Raw genomic sequence first — 20,660 nt, 5'->3', positions numbered from 1 at the left:
CTTCGAACGACAACTTGCTTAGTTTATCATCTATGCCCCTTCATGTCAACCCTCATTTACAACCTTTTTTTAAAAACTTTTTCCTTCCTATTATAGGAATAATTATCGCACTATTTATCATAATATCTATTGAACTATTAGCCTGGCTATGATATGATTGTCACCAGTAGAGTAAATATTGTGCGTCAAGTGTCATAAGATGGGATGTTGCTTATGAACGAAGGGTATAACAACCGCGGTGCAATGTTGCGTCCACTACTACACCTGTTAAAGGTAGTCAGGCGCGTACATCAGATCATCTGATATGTCTAATTGTAGGGAGATATTTCGCAGGACTTCTTTCACGCTTCGGTGTAGTTAAAGTTATTACTACACTTATATAGTGAAGGGAGTTTTTTTAATGTCGAAAAATAATAAGACTGTTACACTCGTAACGCTGGCTTTCATGATTGCGCTGGAGATAATCCTCACGAGGTTTTTATCTGTAGACGTAGCCGGAATCGCCAGGATAGGCTTTGGCTTCATACCTGTCGCCATGGTAGCCATCATGTATGGGCCTTGGTTTGCCGGCGGTGCCTATGCCCTGGGAGATATATTGGGTATGCTTATATTCCCTAAGGGAGCATACTTCCCCGGCTTCACCCTTACGGCTTGCCTGACGGGCATCATCTTCGGATTGATTTTGTACAAAAAAGAGATCACTTGGAAAAGGTCTCTGCTGGCCGCAGTGATCGTAGTCGTAACCATGAATCTTTTCCTGGATACGTACTGGCTGCATATACTTATGGGCCAGGGGTTCCTGGCAATGTTACCGCTCAGGGTCGTCAAGTGCTGCTTCGAGATACCTGTTCAGGCAATACTCATTCCACTCGTGTGGAATAAAGTCTTCAAGCGCATACCTATGGCCCGTAACGCGGCCGCTGGTAACGCCAAAGTGGCTTAGTCGATACATTAGTCGTATAAATAAAAAGAGACCGTAAAACTCAAACAGGCCCTTGCCTGATGAGTGTTGCCGGTCTCTTATTATTTAGTCTATGACTTCATACATGTCCGTGGCTGCTTCCTTTCTAACAGAATCTGCTACATTGAGCACTTTTACTGTTACAGAGCTGTTGCCGAATTCTATATGGATCACATCTCCGATGTTCACCTCTGTTCCCGCCTTGGCCACTTTATCGTTTACGAATACTCTCTCCTGGTCACAGGCTTCCTTAGCTATAGTCCTGCGTTTGATGAGCCGCGAATTCTTCAAATATTTGTCTACTCTCATTTTCCCTCCGCCTAAAACAAAAGGACAGCCGAAGCTGTCCTTAAAGTCGTAGTTATTATTTGTTTACTGCATCCTTAAGAGCTTTTCCTGCTTTAAATACAGGAGCCTTAGAAGCAGCGATCTTGATAATTTCATCCGGCTTTCTAGGGTTTCTTCCCTGTCTAGCTTTTCTCTCTCTTGTCTCAAAAGTACCGAATCCGATCAACTGTACTTTCTCACCTTTTACCAATGCTCCCTGTACTGTAGCCAGGAATGCGTTGATAGCCACCTCTGCATCCTTCTTTGTGAAGTTGGTTTTCTCTGCTACTGCAGCAACTAGTTCAGCCTTATTCATTATAAAATCCTCCTTAAACATTAATGACTCACGAAATTTATTTCAGCTTAGCTTCTTCCCAAATTTCGTTCATTTCCTCAAGGGTCATAGACTCAATGTCCGCTCCCCTCGCAATAGCTCTCTCCTCGATAAATCCGAATCTGTCAATGAATTTATCAGTAGAGCCCTTCAATGCCTCCTCCGGGTTCACACCCAGTAGTCTGGAAACATTTACTACAGAAAATAGTAAATCGCCCAGTTCTTCTTCAGCAGATCTCAGATCACCCATACCCAAGGCTGTCCTGAGTTCCTCATACTCTTCCTCGATCTTCGGCAATGCTTCTTCAGCACTGTCCCAATCGAATCCGACCTGCGAAGCTCGTTTCTGCACTTTAGCACTTCTGATAAGTGCAGGCAGAGCTTTAGGTACGTCAGCGAGTCTCTCTACTTTCAAAGATTCACCGTGCTCTTCACGCTTTATATTTTCCCATTTTTCAAGGACTTTGTCAATAGTTTTTGGGCTTTCTGAGTCGAAAATATGGGGATGACGACGTATCATTTTCTCACATTCCTCATTTATTATGTCTGTTATGGTAAATTCACCCATATTTTCCCCGATAATACCATTTAACACCACTTGAAGCATTACGTCACCCAGTTCCTCACGAAGGTTATCAACGTCGCCTTTGTCCACGGCATCCACCGCTTCATATGCCTCTTCTATCATGCAGGTGCGTAGAGACTCGTGAGTCTGGACTTTGTCCCATGGGCATTTCTGCCGCAAAACTCTCACTATATCGATGAGTCTTTTGCAGGCGTCAGTATCATTGTCCGCCGGCTGATATAATTCTTCATATTCCTTATTCATGTATAAACTTCCTTGCTATTTTAGCCAGCTTGGTTCCGCCAGGCATGGTTTCCAGTTCGTCTACGGTTATAGCCTTGACTGCGAAAATCAGTACAGCGTAGATGACCATAGCCGCCAGTATGGCTATGACTGTGCAAAGTCCGCTTATGCCTACGGCGCTGTGTGCGCCGGTGTTTAGTAGTGCAAAGAGTCCTTTGTAGATGCCGAAGGCGCAGCCTGCCATTACAATAGCCGCAGCGGCAGGTCTTCCGTAGGTCAGTTTCATGTCGTACTTGATTCCTGTGTACTTCTTGACGCTGAGTCCGTTGAGGACCATAGCGATGAAATATGCGAACATAGTTCCAAGGGCTGCTCCCTTAATGTTCAATGCAGGTATACCTACCAATACGTATGTAATAACGACTTTACCTACGCATCCGATAGCCAGATTTCTTACAGGTATCATCTGCTTGCCTATTGACTGGAGCACACTTGTAGATGTCTGCATAACTGCCAGGAAAATAACGCTTATAGCCATTATCATCAATGTTGGCGCTGCGTCGTGACAACCCTGTGGCTGTGCGAAATACAAAAGTTTAAGTATAGGCTCTGCCAGGACAAATATACCGAAGGCGCATGGGAAGGCCATTATCATTGTCGTTCTGTATCCCAGGGCTATGGTATCGTTTACCTTATCCATTTCCTTCAGTTTGAAATGAGCAGATATGGCAGGCACCAGACTAACGGCTACAGCCTGGGTGAATATCTGCGGGAAAGCTATCAACGCATTGCAGAAACCACTCAGCAATCCATATAGATAATTAGATTCGGCCAATGACCATCCGGTGCTCTGAAGTACTCTCATTATGATACTTGTATCTATCAGTGTCATTATCGGCATGATCTCGCAGCCAATGATTATTGGAATAGCAATGATCACGATCTTCTTGGCAATTTTCTTGCTGGATTCTACTGCCTGATCATGAACCTCTATTTTATGATTTATCGATTTCTTATTCATAAGATAGATGAGGAAAATAATCAGAAGTCCGGCTATGGAACCAGCCGACGCACCAAAGGAAGCCCCCGCTGCAGCCTTGATAAGACTCGTTTTGTACAATGAGTATGCCAGATATAATCCTACACCGCACCTTACAAGCTGCTCAGTGATTTCAGATATGGCAGTAGGATTCATATTCTGCCTACCATTGAAATAGCCTCTGAACGCCGAAAATACAGGAACAAAAAGCAACGCCGGCGATATGGCCCTTACGGCCGGACCTGCGTCCTTATTTCCGAATAATTCTGCGATCCAATTGCCTCCAAAGAAACATATAGCAAAGGAAATCAGACCCACAGCAAACAGCAGAACTGTGGCCACTCTGAATGTCTTATGAGCATTTTTATACTGCTTGACCGCTATGCTTTCTGAAACCAGCCTGGATATAGCCACCGGAATTCCTGCCGTAGCCAGAACCACCAGGGCACCATAAATGGAATAGGCAACTCCATAATACGACATTCCTGTAGCGCCTATCCAATCTGTAAGCGGAATGCGGAACACCGCACCCAGCACCTTTATCATTATTCCGGCCCCGGCCAGAACAGCCGCGCCCTTAATAAACTTATTCCCCTTATTTGCCATCTATTACTCCCCTATTATAATATTTCGATTATCCCCTTACTATAACTGACTCAAAATCCCTTTAGTCGCCTTCTCTGTCTCAAATATCGCTTTTTCAGTATCGATTGTAACATATTCTCCGTCTTTGTAAAGAACTTTTCCATCGACCATGGTAAGTACTATATCGCTGCCCGATGCCGAATAAACTACATTATTCACCATATTATGTACCGGGTGCATGTGCGGCACGGCCGTATCAAGGACTATAAGGTCTGCCTTGTTACCTGTCTTCAGGGCACCGCAGTCCTTGCGGCCCTGAGAAACAGCGCCGCCCCTGGTTGCAGCCCGCAATGCCTCTACCGGTGTAATCACCGTCGGATCCCCGGCCTTTATCTTGCCTATGAGGGCAAGGGTCTTTATCTCTTCTATAAAGTTCAGGCTGTTGTTGCTGGCCACGCTATCTGTGCCGATAGCCAGGTTTATGCCCTTCTTCAGTATTTCTCCGCTGTTGGCTATACCGCTGGCCAGTTTCAGATTGCTGACTGGATTCGTTGCGACTGTTACGCCCTTTTCCTTCAGAATATCGTAATCGTCGCCCTCTATCCATACACAATGTGCTGCTGTAGTCGATGTATCGAATATGCCGCAGTCCGCAAGGAATTCCACAGGCGTCTTGCCGCCGTGACGACCCTTGCACTCCTCGTGCTCTGTCTTTGTTTCAGAAACGTGGACCTGCATGTTCAGGCCAGCCTCCTTGGTATATTCCGCCAGAGCCCTGGCTGTCTTCTCATCATTGGTATATTCAGCGTGGAGACTGGTGTCCATGATTATTCTGCCGTCTGCCGCTCCATTGAGAGCCTTCACGGCCGCCTTCATTTCCTTTACAGATTCCATTGAGTCGAAATCTTCACCCGCCGGGTTGACTATAGACCTGGAAATGTTATTTTTGGCGCCGCTGTCTGCTACGGCCCGGGCCATATCATCAACAAAATAATACATGTCCGATGTTGACACTATGCCAAAGCTCAGTGATTCAGCCATGCATAACAACGTGCCCCAGTATACGGCGTTGCCAGTGAGCTTTGCCTCAAAAGGAAATATCCTCGTTCCAAGCCAGTCCTGCAGGGCCAGGTTTTCGCCGTAGCCCCGCATGAGAGCCATAGGCGAATGGGCGTGGGCATTGTAAAATCCGCTCATAAGCAGTTTGCCCTTTCCGTCATATTCGTCTCCATAGTCGCCGGACGGCTTCACATCCCCGATATATTCGATTCTGTCGCCATTAGTAGCAACGAATTTATTCTCACCGACTTCAAGATTTTCATCTAATATAGTTATATTTTTAAACAGCATCTTCAGTCTCCTTTCACCAGACTCAGTAATTTCAGCGAGTCTTTCAGTTTGTTGTTTTGATCCATAGGAATTCTGATATATGGCTCCACCCCGCCGTGAACGAAGGCGCGCCCCTTGAAAACTTCATTTATGTTCACTATGCCGAGAGGCGTCAGCTGACTTTTCTCGGCAAAAGTAAATATTATCGTCTTGCCCTGCTCGTAAATGCGTTTGACTGATAACAACTCAGCCAGACCGCGGATCCTGGATACCTTGATCAGATTGAGAGTTTCTCTCGGCACATCGCCGAAGCGATCTATGAGTTCGTCTATGATCTCTTCATCGTCTTCATCGCTTCTCACTGAGGCGATTTTCTTATACATCTGCAGCTTCAGGGTCTCGTTCTCTATATACCAGTCCGGTATGTTGGCCGCTACTGCAAGTTCCACTGAAGTTTCTTCCGAAGTTTCATTTACGATCTCGCCCTTGAGTTTCCTCACTGCGTCATCTACCAGCTTGCAATATAGTTCATAACCTATGTTCATCATGTAGCCGCTCTGCTGACTTCCCAGCAGATTGCCTGCGCCCCTTATTTCCAGGTCACGCATGGCTACCTTGAAGCCGGCGCCGAATTCTGTGAATTCCCTTATAGCCTTCAGCCGCTTCTCTGCTACCTCTGTCAGCACCTTGTCTTTCTGATACATAAGGTAGGCGTATGCCATACGATTGGATCTGCCCACGCGCCCTCTCAGCTGATAAAGCTGAGCCAGGCCGTATCGGTCTGCATCCACTACGATCAAAGTGTTGGCGTTAGGTATGTCTATGCCGGACTCTATTATGGTAGTAGCCAGCAGAACATTAGTCTTGCCATTAACAAAATCCACCATGACGTCTTCCAGTGTCTGCTCGTTCATGCGGCCGTGGCCTATGGCGATCTTTGCCTCCGGAACCAGCCGTTCAATTTTCTCACCTATGCGGCCAATACCTTTGATCCTTCTGGTCACGACGAATACCTGCCCGCCGCGGTCCAGTTCTCTGGTTATAACGTCTCTCATAAGCATGTCATCCTGCTCTAGTACATAAGTCTGGACCGGATATCTTTCCTCCGGCGGCTCTTCTATGAGACTCATGTCCTTGATGCCTGTAAGGGACATATTCAGAGTCCTCGGAATAGGCGTTGCTGACAGAGTCAGAACGTCTACATTCTTCTTCAGTTGTTTGATAGCTTCCTTATGGGCAACGCCGAAACGATGTTCTTCATCTATGACAAGAAGCCCCAGATCCTTGAATTTCACATCCTTGGACAGAAGCCGGTGTGTTCCTATGATCAGATCGATATTTTCCTTGCCCAGTTCTTCAACTATCTTCTTCTGCTGAGTTTCATTTCTGAATCTTGATAACATTTCGACCTTAAATGGAAAATGCTCGAATCTGTCTTTCAATGTGTAATAATGTTGATTTGCCAATATAGTAGTCGGTACCAGTATGGCCGCCTGCTTGCCTTCTGCCAGGCATTTGAACACTGCTCTGGCAGCCACTTCCGTCTTACCGAAGCCAACATCTCCGCAAAGGAGCCTGTCCATGGCTACAGGTTTTTCCATGTCAGCCTTGATCTCACTTATTGAACGCAGCTGATCGTCAGTTTCCACATAAGGAAATCCGTCTTCAAATTCGCGCTGCCAGACAGTGTCCTGCCCGAAAGCATAGCCCTGTTCTACCTCTCGCTCAGCATATAACTTTACAAGTTCATCGGTCATTTCAGCAATGGCAGCCTTGGCTCTGGCCTTGGTCACCTTCCAGTCGTTCCCTGAAAGCTTATTGATCTTAGGTGCTGTTCCCTCTGAGCCTATGTATTTCTGAATTATATCAAACTGTTCCACAGGCACATAGAGAAAATCATTTCCGGCATACTTGATTTTCAGATAATCTTTCTTCTCTCCCTGTATATCAAGTTGCTGAATTCCTACGAATTTTCCAATGCCGTGGTTTTCATGAACTACATAGTCTCCTTTTTTCAGATCCGAGAAGCTTTCTATCTGCTGGCCGCGGGTCTTGCTCTTTTTCTTTTTCCGGCCCTGTTTCTGATCGCCGAATATATCATTGTCGCTGATATAACAAAACTTAAGCTCCTGAAATTCCATTCCTGCAGACAATGTGCCCGTCATGAATTTCACCTTAGAAAGAACGCCGGCCCTGTCTACGAATTCAATGAGATTCTTGCGTCGTTCTTCGCTGCTGGCAACTATGACTATTTCATAGTTCTTTTTTGCGAAGGATTTCAATTCAGACTCCAGCAGATCCATACGTCCGTTAAATGCTACCATCTGGCTGCTCTGATAATTATGCAGTTCGCTCATGCGTTCTACACCTTTGACTGCCTTAGGGAAAGGCGTTATCATATAGACCGGCTCGTGATCAAAGGCTTTCATAAAGTCTTCTCTACCGGAAAGGAGCGCCGTATCCTTAGGAGTGATCTGGCCTCTTTCCAGCATTATTTTAAAATCTGCCTTGATTTCCCTGCTACGTGAATCAAGGAATTCATATATCCTGTCAGGATCGTCTATGAAAACATTTCCAGCCTTCATATAATCCCATAGATACTCTGTAGAATCATAGAAATAATGGAGATAGTTTTCCAGCAACTGTATATTAGTGGCGTTGTCCACATATTCGCAGAGTTCGTCTCTGCGCTTTTCCAGATTATCTACGGCTTCTCTATATTCTTCGCCCTTCTTGGCAAGGCGTGCCGCCTGGGCTGTATATTCCTTGTATATATTTTCTGAGGCCGCTCTGAAAACTTCTCTGTCGGCAAATACCTGCTCGGCAGGTCCTACCTCTACGCTTTTTAGATTTTCTGAAGAACGCTGAGTATCTATATCGAATTCTCTGATAGAATCGACTTCTGTATCGAATAGTTCTATTCTGTATGGATCATTTCCATCTGGAGTGAAGACATCAATTATTCCTCCGCGAATACTGAATTCGCCTCTGCCCTCGACCATAGACATGGCTTCATAACCCATTTCCACCAGGGTTTCTTTCACATGTTTCAGGTCTATATTCTCTCCCAGTGTAAAAGTAAGTTTCTTCGATTCAAATACTCTGTGAGGTATAGCCTTCTTCACTGCGGCGGAAACCGGAGCCACTACTATACATTCAGGATCCGTGCACAAGGCCTTCAGTCCACTTAACCTTTCCAGCAAAGTATCATGATTCTTAGCCTCATAACGCAAGAATACCTGATCTTCCGCAGGCATTGTCACAACTGTTTTATTCGTAAAAAAAGAAAGATCATCGGCAAGCCTTCTCGCTCTTGGCTCTGTAGCAACGATGATCAGGTTCTGTCCCTCTTCTTTTTTAATGATGTCAGATATTATCAGCGCAGAACGGCTTTCCGATATGCCCGAAATACCTATTATACCGGTTTTACTCATGCTTATCCTCAGATTTTTTACTGTTATATAAGTTCATGGCTTTGTCAGTGCCATCAGATATTATGGTTTCGCAGGCTTTCACTGCGTTTGTCACAGCTTCCTCAAGAAGAGGTACTTCCCCTTTAGTAAATCCACCTGTAACAAAGTCTGCCAGGTTTCCCATATGGTCGCTGCCTGTGCCTATTCTTATTCTAGGGAATCTGTCAGACTGTATCTGGAAAATAATTGATTTCATTCCATTATGTGTCCCTGCGCTCCCGAATTTACGTATGCGAATAGTCCCCACATCTATATCGAAGTCATCGTATATAACTATGAGGTTTTCCGGTTCCAGCTTGTAGAAATTCATTATCTCTCTTACTGATTCACCGCTTAGATTCATATATGTCTGAGGCTTGACGAGCAGGACCCTTTCAGAACCGATCCTGCCCTCGCCTGTCAGCGCCTTGAATTTCAATTTGCTGACTTTAATATCATTTTCTTCCGCCAGTCTGTCAATGGTAATAAACCCTAGATTATGCCTGGTGTTTTCGTACTTTTTCCCCGGATTGCCGAGGCCTACGATAACATACATTTGTTCACCTTTATTTAGTCGAATAATTTACTGATAGATCCGTTAGTGAATACTCTGATCATAGCTTCTGCGAACAGCGGAGCTACGGAAAGGAATGTCATCTTGTCCAGTTTCTTTTCCTCAGCAAGAGGTACAGTATTCAACAGAACCATCTCTTTAATAACGGAATCTCTGATTCTTTCCGTTGCAGGTCCGGATAGGATCGCATGAGTCGCACAGGCATATACATCCTTTGCTCCCAGATCTTTGATAGCATTGGCTGCATTTGTTATGGTTCCTGCTGTATCTATCATATCATCAAGGATAATGCAGTTCTTGCCGTCAATATTTCCTATAATATTCATTATCTCGCTCTTATTAGGTTCAGGGCGCCTCTTATCTACTATAGCTATTGGGCAGTCAAGATATTCTGCCATATTCCTGGCTCTTGTAACACTGCCATGGTCCGGAGATACTATGACCACATCCTCAAGGTTCTTCTCCTTGAAATACTTGGCTAATATAGGCATTCCCACCAGATGATCCACCGGAATATCGAAATATCCCTGTATCTGATTAGCATGAAGATCCATAGTCAGAACTCTGTCAGCACCGGCTGCCACCAGTAGATTAGCTACCAGTTTGGCGGTAATAGGATCCCTTGCCTTAGCCTTCCTGTCCTGTCTGGCATACCCATAATAAGGTATTACAGCATTGATCCTGCCTGCAGATGCTCTCTTCATGGCATCTATCATGATCAGAAGTTCCATAAGATTGTCGTTTACCGGACCACAGGTGGGCTGGATGATATACACATCTACTCCTCTAACTGATTCCCACAAGCTTACAGAAATTTCCCCATCGCTGAATTTGGTTACCGTTGCCTTGCCAAGGGGCTTACCCATAATTGAAGTGATTTCTTCTGCAAGCTTCGGATGTGCATTTCCCGCAAATACCTTATAATCCGAAAAAGCGCCATTTTTCATAGTTTGTACCTCCTAAAACTATTTATCTTTTTTGTTGTAAAGACCTCTGGCAGCAGCCCATCCCTCAATGTTCCTCTGTTTGGATCTCGCTATACAAAGCGCATCCTCAGGTACATTCTTAGTGACGGTACTACCCGCTGCTATATATGCTCCATCTTCTACGTTCACCGGTGAAACCAGATTGGTATTACATCCTATGAACGCGCCGTTACCAACGGTTGATCTGTATTTATTAGTGCCGTCGTAGTTTACGAAAACCACGCCGCAACCGATGTTGACATTTTTCCCTACATCAGCATCGCCTATATATGTCAGGTGGGCAGTCTTGGATCCGTCGCCAAAGTTTGAATTCTTGACTTCTACAAAATCTCCTACCTTACATGCTTCTCCTATGTGTGAGCCCGGCCTCAGGTATGCAAAAGGCCCAACTTTCGTGTCCTTTCCTACGGAGCTTTCTATTATTACCGAACTCTGTATCTCGACTCCATCACCTATTTCAGAGTCCTGTATTCTGGTATTCTGGAATATGTGGCAACCTTCGCCGATGACAGTTGCACCCTCAAGAGTGACGCATGGGCCTATTACAGTGCCTGCACCTATTTTCACCTGAGGATCTATATAAGCGGAGTTGATGTCGACAAATTCCACACCATTTTTCAGATGATCGATGGCGATACTTCTGCGCTCATTTTCCTTTTTCATATATTCATCGTAATCCATAGCCTACTCCATTATCATTTTGCCGACCTTATAGATATCCCCTGCACCCATGGTGATGACCAGGTCGCCCTTTGTGGCGTTATTCCTGACATAGTCAGCGATATCTTCAAAGTCCTTCATATACATAACCTTCTTGGTTGGATGTTCTTTCCTGATGGCATCAGCCAACTTGTCCGATGATATCTCGTATATGTCCTTTTCCCTGGCTGCATAGATATCAGCAAGTATGAGCACATCTGCCTTTTCAAAGGCATCAGCGAACTGGTCGAACAGGGCCAGAGTCCTGGTGTATGTATGCGGCTGGAATACGCACCACAGTTCATGGTGAGGTATATTCTCGGCAGCGCTGAGAGTAGCCTTGATTTCCGTTGGATGATGAGCATAGTCGTCTACTACCTTGACGCCTTTGTCAGTAACACCGATAATGTCGAATCGTCTTTCAGTGCCTTTGTAAGATTTCAGTGTAGAGGCGATCACGTCCTCGTCGACGCCCAGTTCATGGCAGCAAGCATAGGCCGCGCTGGCATTCAATATGTTATGTTCACCAGGTATCTGCAGCTTCACCTCTCCCAGATCTTTTCCATCGTGATTCATATGGAAGGAAGGCATTCCTTCTCCATCGAATTTTATATCTGTAATATAGTATGTACAGTCTTTATTATATCCATAAGTCACCACATTTGACATGCCGTTTATTACCTGGTCAACGAATGGATTAGCATCGTAAGCGATGATCTTTCCGTCTTCAGGTACGGATTTGGCAAACTTGTCAAAGGACTTGACAATGTGCTCAATGTCTTTGAAATAGTCAAGGTGGTCTGAATCTATATTCAATATTACTTCTATTTTAGGTCCGAGTTGAAGAAAACTGTCTCTGTATTCGCAGGCTTCTGTGACAAAGTAATCGCTATGACCGACTTTCACATTGCCACCTATTTCCTGAAGTTCTCCTCCGACGAGTATAGTAGGCTTCAGAGCAGCGTGCTCCAAAATCAAAGAAACCATAGAGGTAGTCGTCGTCTTGCCGTGAGTCCCGCTAATAGCAATGCTTGTCTTGAACTCATCCATCAATGTGCCCAATACTTCAGCTCTTCCTGCAAGAGGAATGTTCAGTTCTTTCGCCCTGACTATCTCAGGATTTTCCTCTGCAATGGCTGCCGAATATACGATCAGGTCGGCATTCTCAACGTTTTCTGCCCTATGGCCAATAAATATCTCTGCGCCGTTTTCTCGCAGTCTCTCCGTCACTTCCGATTCTTTCATGTCTGAACCTGTGACCTTGTAACCTCTGGAAATAAGTATCTCCGCTATAGCAGAAAGCCCTATCCCTCCGATTCCAATGCAATGAACGTTTTTATATCTAGATAGATCTATCATTTTTCACTCTCCCATAATTGAATTAGTCGCATAACCAAGTTATGCGATTCCATATGTATGATTATTATAGCATAAAAGAGGCCAAAAATGCTGGACAAATCTTAAAAAGTGCAATAATATTATTTTAGTAATGGAGGCATTTTTATGAAAAGGACAGAACGAATAGGCATAATAGTTAAGACACTCACGGATTCACCGGGCAAATTGTACCCCCTGCATTATTTCTGCGAGTTGTTTGATGTGGCGAAGTCAAGCATAAGCGAGGACCTGAGTCTGGCGGACTCATCCATAAGGTCTACAGGCACGGGCTATATCGAGACAATCTCAGGCGCAAAGGGTGGCGTTCGATTCATGTCATCCATTACGGCCGAGGCTGTGGAAGCCCTGCAGGCTGAGTTTTGTGAGAGGCTCCGCGACAGCAGCCGCATCCTTGGCGGTGGATTTCTGTACACATCAGATCTCATGTTCGACACGGCCCTTGTCTCAAAGCTGGCATCGATTTTTGCGCGAAAATTCCGCGACAGCGGCGCCGACTATGTAGCTACTGTGGAAACAAAGGGCATTCCCCTGGCCACTATGGTGGCCCATCAGCTGGATCTGCCGCTGGTGATCATTCGCAGGGAAGCTAAAGTGTCAGAAGGTTCGACCGTAAGTATCAATTACTTTTCCGGGTCTTACGACAGGGTCCAGAAGATGTCCATATCCAAGAGAGCTGTAGTGCCGGGTTCCAAGGCCCTGGTCATAGATGATTTCATGCGGGGCGGCGGCAGCACCAAGGGTATATCAGATATCCTTGCAGAGTTTGATGTTTCTGTTGTTGGAGTTGGCATCGCCATAGTCAGCCTGGAACCTGAAAAAAAGAGACTCACCGACTATACTGCCGTTTTATATTTGGGCGATGTAGACGAAGAGAACCACACGATACAGGTTTTCCCTAACGAACATATTTTCTAATAGTCAGACATTTTTGAATTTTATATTGCATGGCCAAATAATTAGAGGTATAATATTAGTGCTATTTATAATATTTTAAGCCAGAAAGGTGGTCAGACTATGAATATAACTGATGTGAGAATTCGCAAAGTTGGAGACGACGGGAAAATGAAGGCAGTTGTCTCGGTTACATTCGATGATGAATTCGTAGTTCACGATATCAAGATAATCGAAGGACAGAATGGATTGTTTATCGCAATGCCGAGCAGGAAGATGGGAGAAGGCGATTTCAGAGACATCGCGCATCCTCTGACATCTGAAACAAGGAATCGGATCAAGGAGGCAATTTTCGCCGAGTACGATAAGGTACTTGCAGAAAAAGAAAAAGAGGCTGTAGAAGCCCCTGCTGAAGTTTAATTTAGACATGTGAGCCGCTGCTGTGCAGCGGCTTTTTTAATGGGCACAACTACGAGGCCTACGTTGGGTCCTCGGGGCAGACAGCCATATAGTCTCACTCGTCAAGAACAGAATGTGCGGCAAACTCGTTGAAACCCTCTAAGGTGACTGATAATAATTCGTAACAGTCACCTTTCAAGGACGTTCACCTTGACATATCATACAAGCATGATATGTCTGCGATTCACGCCCTTGGGTTTCAACTCAGACAGTGCCGCACATTTGTCTGTTCTTGTCACTCGTCTGCGACTATGGCTGTAACTGTCCCTGCGGAATCACTCAGGCCTCGTGTTGTGCCTCCCAGGCGAATGCAAAGCCAAAACCAAGGACTCTTTCAACTCCGCCTGACTGCCCTTCCGCCATGCGATTCCGCAGGAGCAAGTGCAACCATAGTCGCAAGCGAACAAGAGGAACAGTTTAATATGGTCGCTATGTTTGACGGCGAAATAAATGGTGACAGAGGAGGAATAATGTACTAGTACAGTTATTCCGATAGTGTCACCATTTGAAGACTTCGCAGAAGGCTTTAAACATTTCGCCTAGTTCGCGACATATTCTGTTCTTCGTGAGAGAGACTATATGATTGCCTACACACGAGGACCAGCAGGAGCGGAAGTGGTGGTCAGGCTGGCGGTTTCTACTCTGATTATATTCGTATTCCCTGACACATTCAGAGGCAATCCCGCGCTAAGGACCACCCGGTCCTCATCGTTCAGAACACCGGCACGTATAGCCTTGCTGATACAGTGAGAGAAAAGTTCCTCAACCTCACCCCTTTGTTCAGCCCTGAGTGGTCTGACGCCCCAGGTAAGCGCCAGTTGATGATATACCTTCAGATACGGCGTTGCGCCGATAATGGTAATATCCGGCCTGAACTTTGCCATTCGCCTGGCCGTGTAACCCGACTTAGTTACAGCCATTATGGCCGCCGCATCGATATCCCTTGCCAGCGTACAGGCCGCATGGCCAACTGCATTAGTCAAATCGTCAGAATCCATCTCATGCCAGACAGTATCCTTGTTTGCGATTCTCGGCTTGTCGTCCTCCGCCTGCTCGGCGATTTTAGCCATGGCCGTGACCGCCTCCACAGGATACTGACCAGCAGCCGTCTCACCGGAAAGCATCACAGCGCTGGTACCGTCGAAGACAGCATTTGCCACATCGTTAGTCTCTGCCCTTGTAGGCACAGGGCTGGAGATCATAGACTCCAGCATCTGCGTAGCCGTGATGACAGTTTTACCAGACTGGACACAGCGCCTGATAAATTTCTTTTGTATTCCAGGCAGTTTTTCAAAGGCCAGCTCTACGCCCATGTCGCCTCTGGCTATCATTATTCCGTCAGCCAGAGACAAAATCTCCTCAAAGTTTTCTACGCCCTGGGTGCTTTCTATCTTGGCTATTATCCTGATCTGCTCGCCACCGTTATCGCACAAAAACTCCCTCATATTGCGTACGTCGTCACCTGTTCTTACGAAAGACGCGGCCACGTAGTCAACATCGTTTTCAATGCCGAACAAAAGATCCGATTTGTCTTTTTCTGACATAAACTCCATTCCCAGATTTACATTGGGAAGGTTGACGCCCTTGTTGTCGCTGAGGACACCTCCGTGTATTACCTTGCAATTTACATCTGTATCTGTCGTATCTATGACTTCAAGCATGACTTTTCCATCGTTTATAAGGACCTTTTTCCCCTTGGACACTTCCCTTGGCATAGCCTCATAGGTCACGGAAACGATTTTCTCAGTTCCTTCGACATCTCTCGTCGTAATAGTAAAATACTCGCCATCCTTCAACAGCACCTTACCGCCCTGGAAAGACCTGATCCTTATCTCAGGACCTTTTGTGTCCAAAAGCACTGCCGCAGGCAGGCCAAGACTATCCCTGACGCGCCTGAACCGCTCGATGTTTTCTCTGTGCTCCTGATGACTGCCATGAGAAAAATTCAGTCTGGCCACGTTCATGCCTGCCTTCAGCAGTTTCTCCATGGTGGCCTCGTCTCTGGACGCCGGCCCTATGGTACATATGATTTTGGTTTTACGCATAAAGCACCCCTTTGTTCCTACTAAATCCTATATCTTTTTGTGATTATTATACAACATTTGTCAAGGTTGTACAGCATATGAAGTTGTACAAAAACAAAACAAGTATTCGGTTGATACTTCACAATTAAAGTGTTATCATTGAAAAAGCAATTTCGATAAATAATTAACATATAAACACAGGAGGGAAAACAATGGAACTGGATCCAAAAGTAAAAGAAAGACTCAGGAGTGACAAAGGCGCAAGCCTGATTATGTCAGCTGATGAAGCAGCAGCAATGGTCAAGGACGGCATGGTCCTAGGCGTAAGCGGATTTACGGCATCAGGATATCCTAAGGCTGTTCCACACGCATTGGCCGAGAGAGGAAAGCGCGGGGAGAAATTCAAAGTCGATGTTTATTCAGGGGCTTCTCTTGGATCGGAAATCGATACAGAAATGACTGAAGCAGGCATTCTCGGCAAACGTATGCCGTACATGACGGATAAAACCTTCAGGAAGGCTGTCAACACCGGCGCATGCGATTATGTGGACATGCACCTTTCTCAATCTGCCCAGTATGTGAACTACGGAGTTATGCCGAAAATCGACATGGCTATCGTTGAGGCTCTTGCCATCAATGAGGATGGAAGCATCGTTCCAACTACATCAGTTGGCAACACGCCGTCATTCATTAGGCAGGCAGATAAAGTCATCGTTGAATTGAACACTTTGCAACCGTTATCACTGGAAGGTATGCATGACTGCATTATCCTTGATAACCCGCCTAACAGAAAGCCGATCAACATCACCAAACCTAACGACAGAATCGGCAAACCATATATGGAATGTGGCTGGGACAAGATCGCAGGTATCGTAATAACGGATATCCAGGACGGTCTGCGCCCTCTTGGAGCCATCAGCGAAGATTCGCAGAAAATCGCTGACAACATCATCGAATTCCTCAACGGAGAAGTTAAAGCCGGTCGTCTGACTGACACTCTTCTGCCGATACAGTCAGGAGTCGGAAGTGTAGCCAATGCAGTTCTCTACGGTCTGCTGGAATCAGACTTCCACGATATGACATGCTTTACAGAAGTAGTACAGGACTCCATGCTTGAGCTTATCAAGGCCGGCAAAGTCAACTGTGCTTCAACTACAGCAATCACCCCTTCTCCTGAGATGAAGGAGAAGTTCGATAAAGAATGCGAACTGTACAAAGGTAAGCTCGTATTCAGACCGGAAGATATCAGTAACAATCCTGAGCTCATAAGGCGTCTTGGCGTCATTTCCATGAACACGGCTCTGGAATGCGATATCTACGGTAATGTAAATTCAACTCATGTTAATGGCAGCGGTATGATGAACGGTATCGGCGGCTCCGGAGATTTCTCCAGAAATGCAGCTATCACTATCTTCTCTACTGTATCTACAGCTAAGCACGGTGATATTTCATCCATCGTTCCTTTCTGTTCTCACATAGACCATACTGAGCATGATGTAATGGTCATCGTTACAGAGCAGGGCTTCGCTGATCTGCGTGGCTGCACACCTAAGGAAAGAGCAGTGAAAATCATTCAGAACTGCGCTCATCCAGATTACAGAGACAAGCTTATGGATTACTTCGAAAGAGCATGCAAGGAAAGCGCTCTTCAGACACCTCATCTACTTGACGAAGCCTTCTCATGGCATATCAAGGCTATGAAGACAGGTAGTATGAAATAATTCATCCATTGGTTTAACCTGAGGGTTCCTTTAAACGGGAGCCCTCTTTTTAATGGCCGTTTTAGGCGTGATACTTGGTACCACGGCCATTGCCCACTATTGAAACTATACCCTCCTCTGAAAGGGCTTTCAATAATTCGGTAGTCTTGGATTTCCCGAACTCTACAGAGTCAGTTATCTCGCTTATTGACTTGGACCTCACCTTACTAAGAGCGCTGTACACTGCTGCCTCATCCTTCGTTAGGTTGGCTTTAGGCCCTATTACGGGCAAAGTAACTTTGATTACGTTATCACTGGTTTCAAAGACCGGCTTTCTCATGCTATTCTCATAAGCCTGCATGATCCTGAATACACCTGTTCCAAAGAGCTCAACCAAACCCAGACGAAAAAAGACATTTCCAATAACAGGATTCCTGAGCAGTGATATCCTGCCTGACAAATACTCATCATTGGTAATGCCATAAGGAAGGCCGCCAGGTGACACTATTTCTATCCTATCGTCAAACATGGATACACGTATGTAAGTTTTCATGTCCCAGGTTCTGTGTATCAGTGCGTTGGCTATAGCTTCCCTGAAGCTTTCCTCCGGGATAAGTTCTACTTTATTTCTCGTCATACCGGAGATTTCTTCATACTGATAATAATCACGGAACAGTTCAACTGCGCTATCGTAAGCGGTTATTATCGACATATTGCCGAAGGTCTTTCTTTTATTTATTATGCTTATGTTCTCGCCGAATTTAGCCACGTCTATAACGGGGAAATCGTTGACATCTGCTAATATCGCAGCAGCATTATTGTATCCGCTGTCATTGGAATATAAATTCAGCGTTCTTAAAACGTCAAGGTCGAATTTCTCTATTCCCGTATGTTCTCTAAGTCTTTGCTCAAGAGTATTGAAGCGCAAATGTTCTTTACCTGATGGTAATTCTTCAAAATTTATGTTTTTGCCTTCTAGAACCATTCTGGTGAATTCATTATTATCTACTTCTATGGTCGCAGTATCATTTCTCTTATATGCCTTTGCCTTATAGAGATATGGCTTGCTTGCACCTCTTCTCACTTCCAAAGACACGGTCTTATCCGTCCTGTTTATGCTAATGGTATAATCCGGGTGTGGCGTAATGCCATCATTCACTTTATTCTCTATAGACAAAGCAAATCCATCAGGATCAGAGATACCTGATACGCTACCGTCGTCAGCAATTCCAAATATGATTGTTCCCCCATCATAATTAGCAAAAGCACTTACTGTCTTCAAAAACGTGTTAGTCATAGTTTGTTTAAACTCCAGAGATTTACTTTCCTTCATGATATGCGTCCCCCATCTTCAAGTTATATGATGATATTATAATATATTTCAGTCGTAAATTCAAGCGTATTTTTTTACGATTTAATTCTTAATCGTCTCGTTTCACCCTCGCGCCTTCTTAAGGTTCAAGTCCTACCCTATTTTAAGCGAAAAAAATCACACCTTTTCAGGTGTGCTTATTTTCGTTTGGTTGCGGGGAGAGGACGCAGCCACTTCGCTTCGCTTGTGTCTTACGTTCTGCGGCTCCCCCTTCGGTCGCCTTGAACCGCTCGGTATTCGACGATTCGCTGAATCGTCTCATTTCACCCTCGCGCCTTCTTAAGGTTCAAGTCCTACCCTATTTTAAGCGAAAAAAATCACACCTTTTCAGGTGTGCTTATTTTCGTTTGGTTGCGGGGAGAGGACTTGAACCTCTGACCTCCGGGTATAAACGGCCGTTGAATTTACTGGGTTTCAGCGGTTATTTTGTTGAAAAGTCGCCATTGTCGCCACTCATCTGACCTCAATTGTTGTCAAGTAATTTACACCTAGTGGCGACATTTTGGCGACATTTTAAACTAGAGTTTTATATTTAGCCTGGCAGGCTTTACCCCACTGGCCATCATATGGCTTAAGTTTGTAGTGCTTCTCGAAAGCTGTTACAGCTGACTCCATCTGGGAGCCGTATCCACCGTCAATAGCACCTTTGTAATAGCCAAGTTTCTTAAGGTACTTTTCAAGATTCGTTACCTTCCACCCAGAATCACCATACTTGAAGTAGCCTCGTACCGGCAGAACTACCTTGGTAGTATGCTTCGTCTTTGCGCCTGATCCGACGCCCATGCCTGCTTTGAATTTCTTCCACTCAGATTCATGGGTGACAAAAAACAGAGGACAAAGCTTACCGTTGACGTCGAAGTGGCGGATGATGTGTGAATCATTGATTCCATATTTCTTAGCCAACTTTTCTCCCAGGGCATACGCATTGTCTAGGGTGCCTTTTGAGTGCTTACCATTTGTACAACACATTTCTATAGAAATGCTGTTGCTGTTAGTGCATTTACCCCAGCGCGAGTGCCCTTTGCTCGCGTAGGCGCTACCTTGGTCAAGCAGCCCTCTGGAGCCTACGGACCATGCCACGTAATCGTCCGGAACGCTTTGGATAATGCCGGCCGCATCTACAAAGTAATGCGCAGAGGCTCCTACGTAATTGTTCTTAAAGTAATTTGCATTGGCTTTGGCTGTATCCGTCCTGTTACCTGTGTAGTGAAACACAATGTACCTGATTGACGATTTACTTCGCCGGTTCCCATAATTTGACCTACGGGATCTAATTTTTTTAATTGACATCGCTGTCACCTGCCTCCGCATCTATGGCCTCCTCATTTTCTACCGCAGCTGCGCTGGTCGCATTATTAATATCAGCAGCTGCTGTCTCGGAGGGAAATCCCTTGGAATCATCGCCAGAATTATAGCTATTTTTCGATTCAATGAATTGTGTAAAAGCTTCGTACATGCCTGTGGATGCCAAGCCTGTCACTGCTCCATAGACGACGGATGTCAATTCTATGTTGGCATTTGACCAACATCCTAGTAACGCGCCAGAGACCGCAAGGATCAGCGGAATCCATTTGTTGTTAGTGGGTAAAACGTGCTTTACTATGTAACCAATAACCAAGCATGCCGCTAGCACGATTGGTATAAACATCTGACTGATAAAAGTAAAATCCATAATAGTTCCTTTCTGCCTGCGTCAGCAGGGCTTTTAAAAAAATAAACGCC

The 20,660-nt window shown here is 45.3% G+C and carries 18 protein-coding genes and 1 riboswitch; of the genes, 4 read left to right on the top strand and 14 right to left on the bottom strand.

The annotated features are described in order from the left end of the window. Positions 1-165: 165 nt before the first annotated feature. Positions 166-260, top strand: a riboswitch (THF riboswitch). Positions 261-400: 140 nt separating this feature from the next. Next, complete coding sequence (locus tag EV211_RS01030; protein WP_133527575.1) at positions 401-943, top strand: folate family ECF transporter S component; 543 nt, start codon at positions 401-403, stop codon at positions 941-943. An 84-nt stretch (positions 944-1,027) separates the two neighbouring features. Here the strand turns inward: EV211_RS01030 and EV211_RS01025 are convergent, their stop codons facing one another. The 10 genes from EV211_RS01025 to murC are packed head-to-tail and all read right to left on the bottom strand — an operon-like array spanning position 1,028 to position 12,453. Next, the gene (locus tag EV211_RS01025) at positions 1,028-1,270 is read right to left on the bottom strand and encodes an RNA-binding S4 domain-containing protein (RefSeq protein WP_133527574.1); all 243 of its coding nucleotides are present in this window, start codon (positions 1,268-1,270) and stop codon (positions 1,028-1,030) included. Between the two features lie 55 nt (positions 1,271-1,325). Then, complete coding sequence (locus EV211_RS01020; protein WP_133527573.1) at positions 1,326-1,604, bottom strand: HU family DNA-binding protein; 279 nt, start codon at positions 1,602-1,604, stop codon at positions 1,326-1,328. A 37-nt stretch (positions 1,605-1,641) separates the two neighbouring features. After that, on the bottom strand, positions 1,642-2,451 hold the full coding sequence (mazG, locus tag EV211_RS01015; protein WP_133527572.1) for a nucleoside triphosphate pyrophosphohydrolase: 810 nt from the start codon (positions 2,449-2,451) through the stop codon (positions 1,642-1,644). Beyond that, positions 2,444-4,075 carry a putative polysaccharide biosynthesis protein gene (locus EV211_RS01010; RefSeq protein ID WP_133527571.1) on the bottom strand — a complete coding sequence of 544 codons (1,632 nt, stop codon included), beginning with the start codon at positions 4,073-4,075 and terminating at the stop codon, positions 2,444-2,446. The genes mazG and EV211_RS01010 overlap by 8 nt, the downstream gene beginning before the upstream one ends. Positions 4,076-4,114: 39 nt before the next feature. After that, a complete protein-coding gene (locus EV211_RS01005) occupies positions 4,115-5,404 on the bottom strand; it encodes an amidohydrolase (RefSeq protein ID WP_133527570.1) in 1,290 nt (429 codons plus the stop codon). Between the two features lie 2 nt (positions 5,405-5,406). After that, positions 5,407-8,817: a transcription-repair coupling factor gene (gene mfd, locus EV211_RS01000; protein WP_133527569.1), complete on the bottom strand. Its 3,411-nt coding sequence runs from the start codon at positions 8,815-8,817 to the stop codon at positions 5,407-5,409. After that, a complete protein-coding gene (pth, locus tag EV211_RS00995) occupies positions 8,810-9,391 on the bottom strand; it encodes an aminoacyl-tRNA hydrolase (protein WP_133527568.1) in 582 nt (193 codons plus the stop codon). Before pth ends, mfd begins: the two co-directional genes overlap by 8 nt. A 14-nt stretch (positions 9,392-9,405) precedes the next feature. Further along, positions 9,406-10,356, bottom strand: coding sequence for a ribose-phosphate diphosphokinase (locus tag EV211_RS00990; protein ID WP_133527567.1), 951 nt, complete (start codon positions 10,354-10,356; stop codon positions 9,406-9,408). Between the two features lie 18 nt (positions 10,357-10,374). Then, positions 10,375-11,076: a UDP-N-acetylglucosamine diphosphorylase gene (locus tag EV211_RS00985; RefSeq protein WP_133527566.1), complete on the bottom strand. Its 702-nt coding sequence runs from the start codon at positions 11,074-11,076 to the stop codon at positions 10,375-10,377. A 3-nt stretch (positions 11,077-11,079) separates the two neighbouring features. Next, positions 11,080-12,453, bottom strand: a complete 1,374-nt coding sequence (murC, locus tag EV211_RS00980) for a UDP-N-acetylmuramate--L-alanine ligase (protein WP_133527565.1) — start codon at positions 12,451-12,453, stop codon at positions 11,080-11,082. Between the two features lie 144 nt (positions 12,454-12,597). Between murC and purR the strand changes: the two genes are divergently transcribed. Together purR and spoVG are read left to right on the top strand one after the other, a co-directional pair. Then, the gene (gene purR, locus EV211_RS00975) at positions 12,598-13,407 is read left to right on the top strand and encodes a pur operon repressor (RefSeq protein ID WP_133527564.1); all 810 of its coding nucleotides are present in this window, start codon (positions 12,598-12,600) and stop codon (positions 13,405-13,407) included. A gap of 99 nt (positions 13,408-13,506) precedes the next feature. Beyond that, the gene (gene spoVG / locus EV211_RS00970) at positions 13,507-13,803 is read left to right on the top strand and encodes a septation regulator SpoVG (protein WP_133527563.1); all 297 of its coding nucleotides are present in this window, start codon (positions 13,507-13,509) and stop codon (positions 13,801-13,803) included. A gap of 626 nt (positions 13,804-14,429) precedes the next feature. Here spoVG and pyk read toward each other — a convergent pair. Further along, the gene (pyk, locus tag EV211_RS00965; RefSeq protein ID WP_133527562.1) at positions 14,430-15,887 is read right to left on the bottom strand and encodes a pyruvate kinase; all 1,458 of its coding nucleotides are present in this window, start codon (positions 15,885-15,887) and stop codon (positions 14,430-14,432) included. A 191-nt stretch (positions 15,888-16,078) separates the two neighbouring features. Between pyk and EV211_RS00960 the strand changes: the two genes are divergently transcribed. Further along, positions 16,079-17,587 carry an acetyl-CoA hydrolase/transferase family protein gene (locus EV211_RS00960; RefSeq protein ID WP_133527561.1) on the top strand — a complete coding sequence of 503 codons (1,509 nt, stop codon included), beginning with the start codon at positions 16,079-16,081 and terminating at the stop codon, positions 17,585-17,587. Between the two features lie 61 nt (positions 17,588-17,648). On the opposite strand, the gene EV211_RS00955 is transcribed toward EV211_RS00960, so the two are convergent. The 3 genes from EV211_RS00955 to EV211_RS00945 all read right to left on the bottom strand — a co-directional run bounded on the left by EV211_RS00955 (position 17,649) and on the right by EV211_RS00945 (position 20,610). Next, a complete protein-coding gene (locus EV211_RS00955) occupies positions 17,649-18,899 on the bottom strand; it encodes an ATP-binding protein (RefSeq protein WP_133527560.1) in 1,251 nt (416 codons plus the stop codon). Between the two features lie 552 nt (positions 18,900-19,451). Continuing rightward, positions 19,452-20,228 carry a peptidoglycan recognition protein family protein gene (locus EV211_RS00950; RefSeq protein ID WP_279222016.1) on the bottom strand — a complete coding sequence of 259 codons (777 nt, stop codon included), beginning with the start codon at positions 20,226-20,228 and terminating at the stop codon, positions 19,452-19,454. Further along, positions 20,218-20,610 (bottom strand): phage holin family protein, encoded by a 393-nt coding sequence (locus EV211_RS00945; RefSeq protein WP_133527558.1) that lies wholly within the window; start codon positions 20,608-20,610, stop codon positions 20,218-20,220. The genes EV211_RS00950 and EV211_RS00945 overlap by 11 nt, the downstream gene beginning before the upstream one ends. Positions 20,611-20,660: the final 50 nt, after the last annotated feature.

This window comes from Aminicella lysinilytica (genome assembly GCF_004362975.1).
GTDB lineage: Bacteria > Bacillota > Clostridia > Peptostreptococcales > Anaerovoracaceae > Aminicella > Aminicella lysinilytica.
The sequence above is the reverse complement of the archived record's forward strand: the minus strand, read 5'-3'. Positions and strand labels throughout refer to the sequence as shown.

Bases quoted from the DNA above. Each gene is read 5' to 3' on its own strand.
- EV211_RS01030 (WP_133527575.1), top strand. From the start codon at position 401: ATGTCGAAAAATAATAAGACTGTTACACTCGTAACGCTGGCTTTCATG.
- EV211_RS01025 (WP_133527574.1), bottom strand. From the start codon at position 1,270: ATGAGAGTAGACAAATATTTGAAGAATTCGCGGCTCATCAAACGCAGG.
- EV211_RS01020 (WP_133527573.1), bottom strand. From the start codon at position 1,604: ATGAATAAGGCTGAACTAGTTGCTGCAGTAGCAGAGAAAACCAACTTC.
- mazG (WP_133527572.1), bottom strand. From the start codon at position 2,451: ATGAATAAGGAATATGAAGAATTATATCAGCCGGCGGACAATGATACT.
- EV211_RS01010 (WP_133527571.1), bottom strand. From the start codon at position 4,075: ATGGCAAATAAGGGGAATAAGTTTATTAAGGGCGCGGCTGTTCTGGCC.
- EV211_RS01005 (WP_133527570.1), bottom strand. From the start codon at position 5,404: ATGCTGTTTAAAAATATAACTATATTAGATGAAAATCTTGAAGTCGGT.
- mfd (WP_133527569.1), bottom strand. From the start codon at position 8,817: ATGAGTAAAACCGGTATAATAGGTATTTCGGGCATATCGGAAAGCCGT.
- pth (WP_133527568.1), bottom strand. From the start codon at position 9,391: ATGTATGTTATCGTAGGCCTCGGCAATCCGGGGAAAAAGTACGAAAAC.
- EV211_RS00990 (WP_133527567.1), bottom strand. From the start codon at position 10,356: ATGAAAAATGGCGCTTTTTCGGATTATAAGGTATTTGCGGGAAATGCA.
- EV211_RS00985 (WP_133527566.1), bottom strand. From the start codon at position 11,076: ATGGATTACGATGAATATATGAAAAAGGAAAATGAGCGCAGAAGTATC.
- murC (WP_133527565.1), bottom strand. From the start codon at position 12,453: ATGATAGATCTATCTAGATATAAAAACGTTCATTGCATTGGAATCGGA.
- purR (WP_133527564.1), top strand. From the start codon at position 12,598: ATGAAAAGGACAGAACGAATAGGCATAATAGTTAAGACACTCACGGAT.
- spoVG (WP_133527563.1), top strand. From the start codon at position 13,507: ATGAATATAACTGATGTGAGAATTCGCAAAGTTGGAGACGACGGGAAA.
- pyk (WP_133527562.1), bottom strand. From the start codon at position 15,887: ATGCGTAAAACCAAAATCATATGTACCATAGGGCCGGCGTCCAGAGAC.
- EV211_RS00960 (WP_133527561.1), top strand. From the start codon at position 16,079: ATGGAACTGGATCCAAAAGTAAAAGAAAGACTCAGGAGTGACAAAGGC.
- EV211_RS00955 (WP_133527560.1), bottom strand. From the start codon at position 18,899: ATGAAGGAAAGTAAATCTCTGGAGTTTAAACAAACTATGACTAACACG.
- EV211_RS00950 (WP_279222016.1), bottom strand. From the start codon at position 20,228: ATGTCAATTAAAAAAATTAGATCCCGTAGGTCAAATTATGGGAACCGG.
- EV211_RS00945 (WP_133527558.1), bottom strand. From the start codon at position 20,610: ATGGATTTTACTTTTATCAGTCAGATGTTTATACCAATCGTGCTAGCG.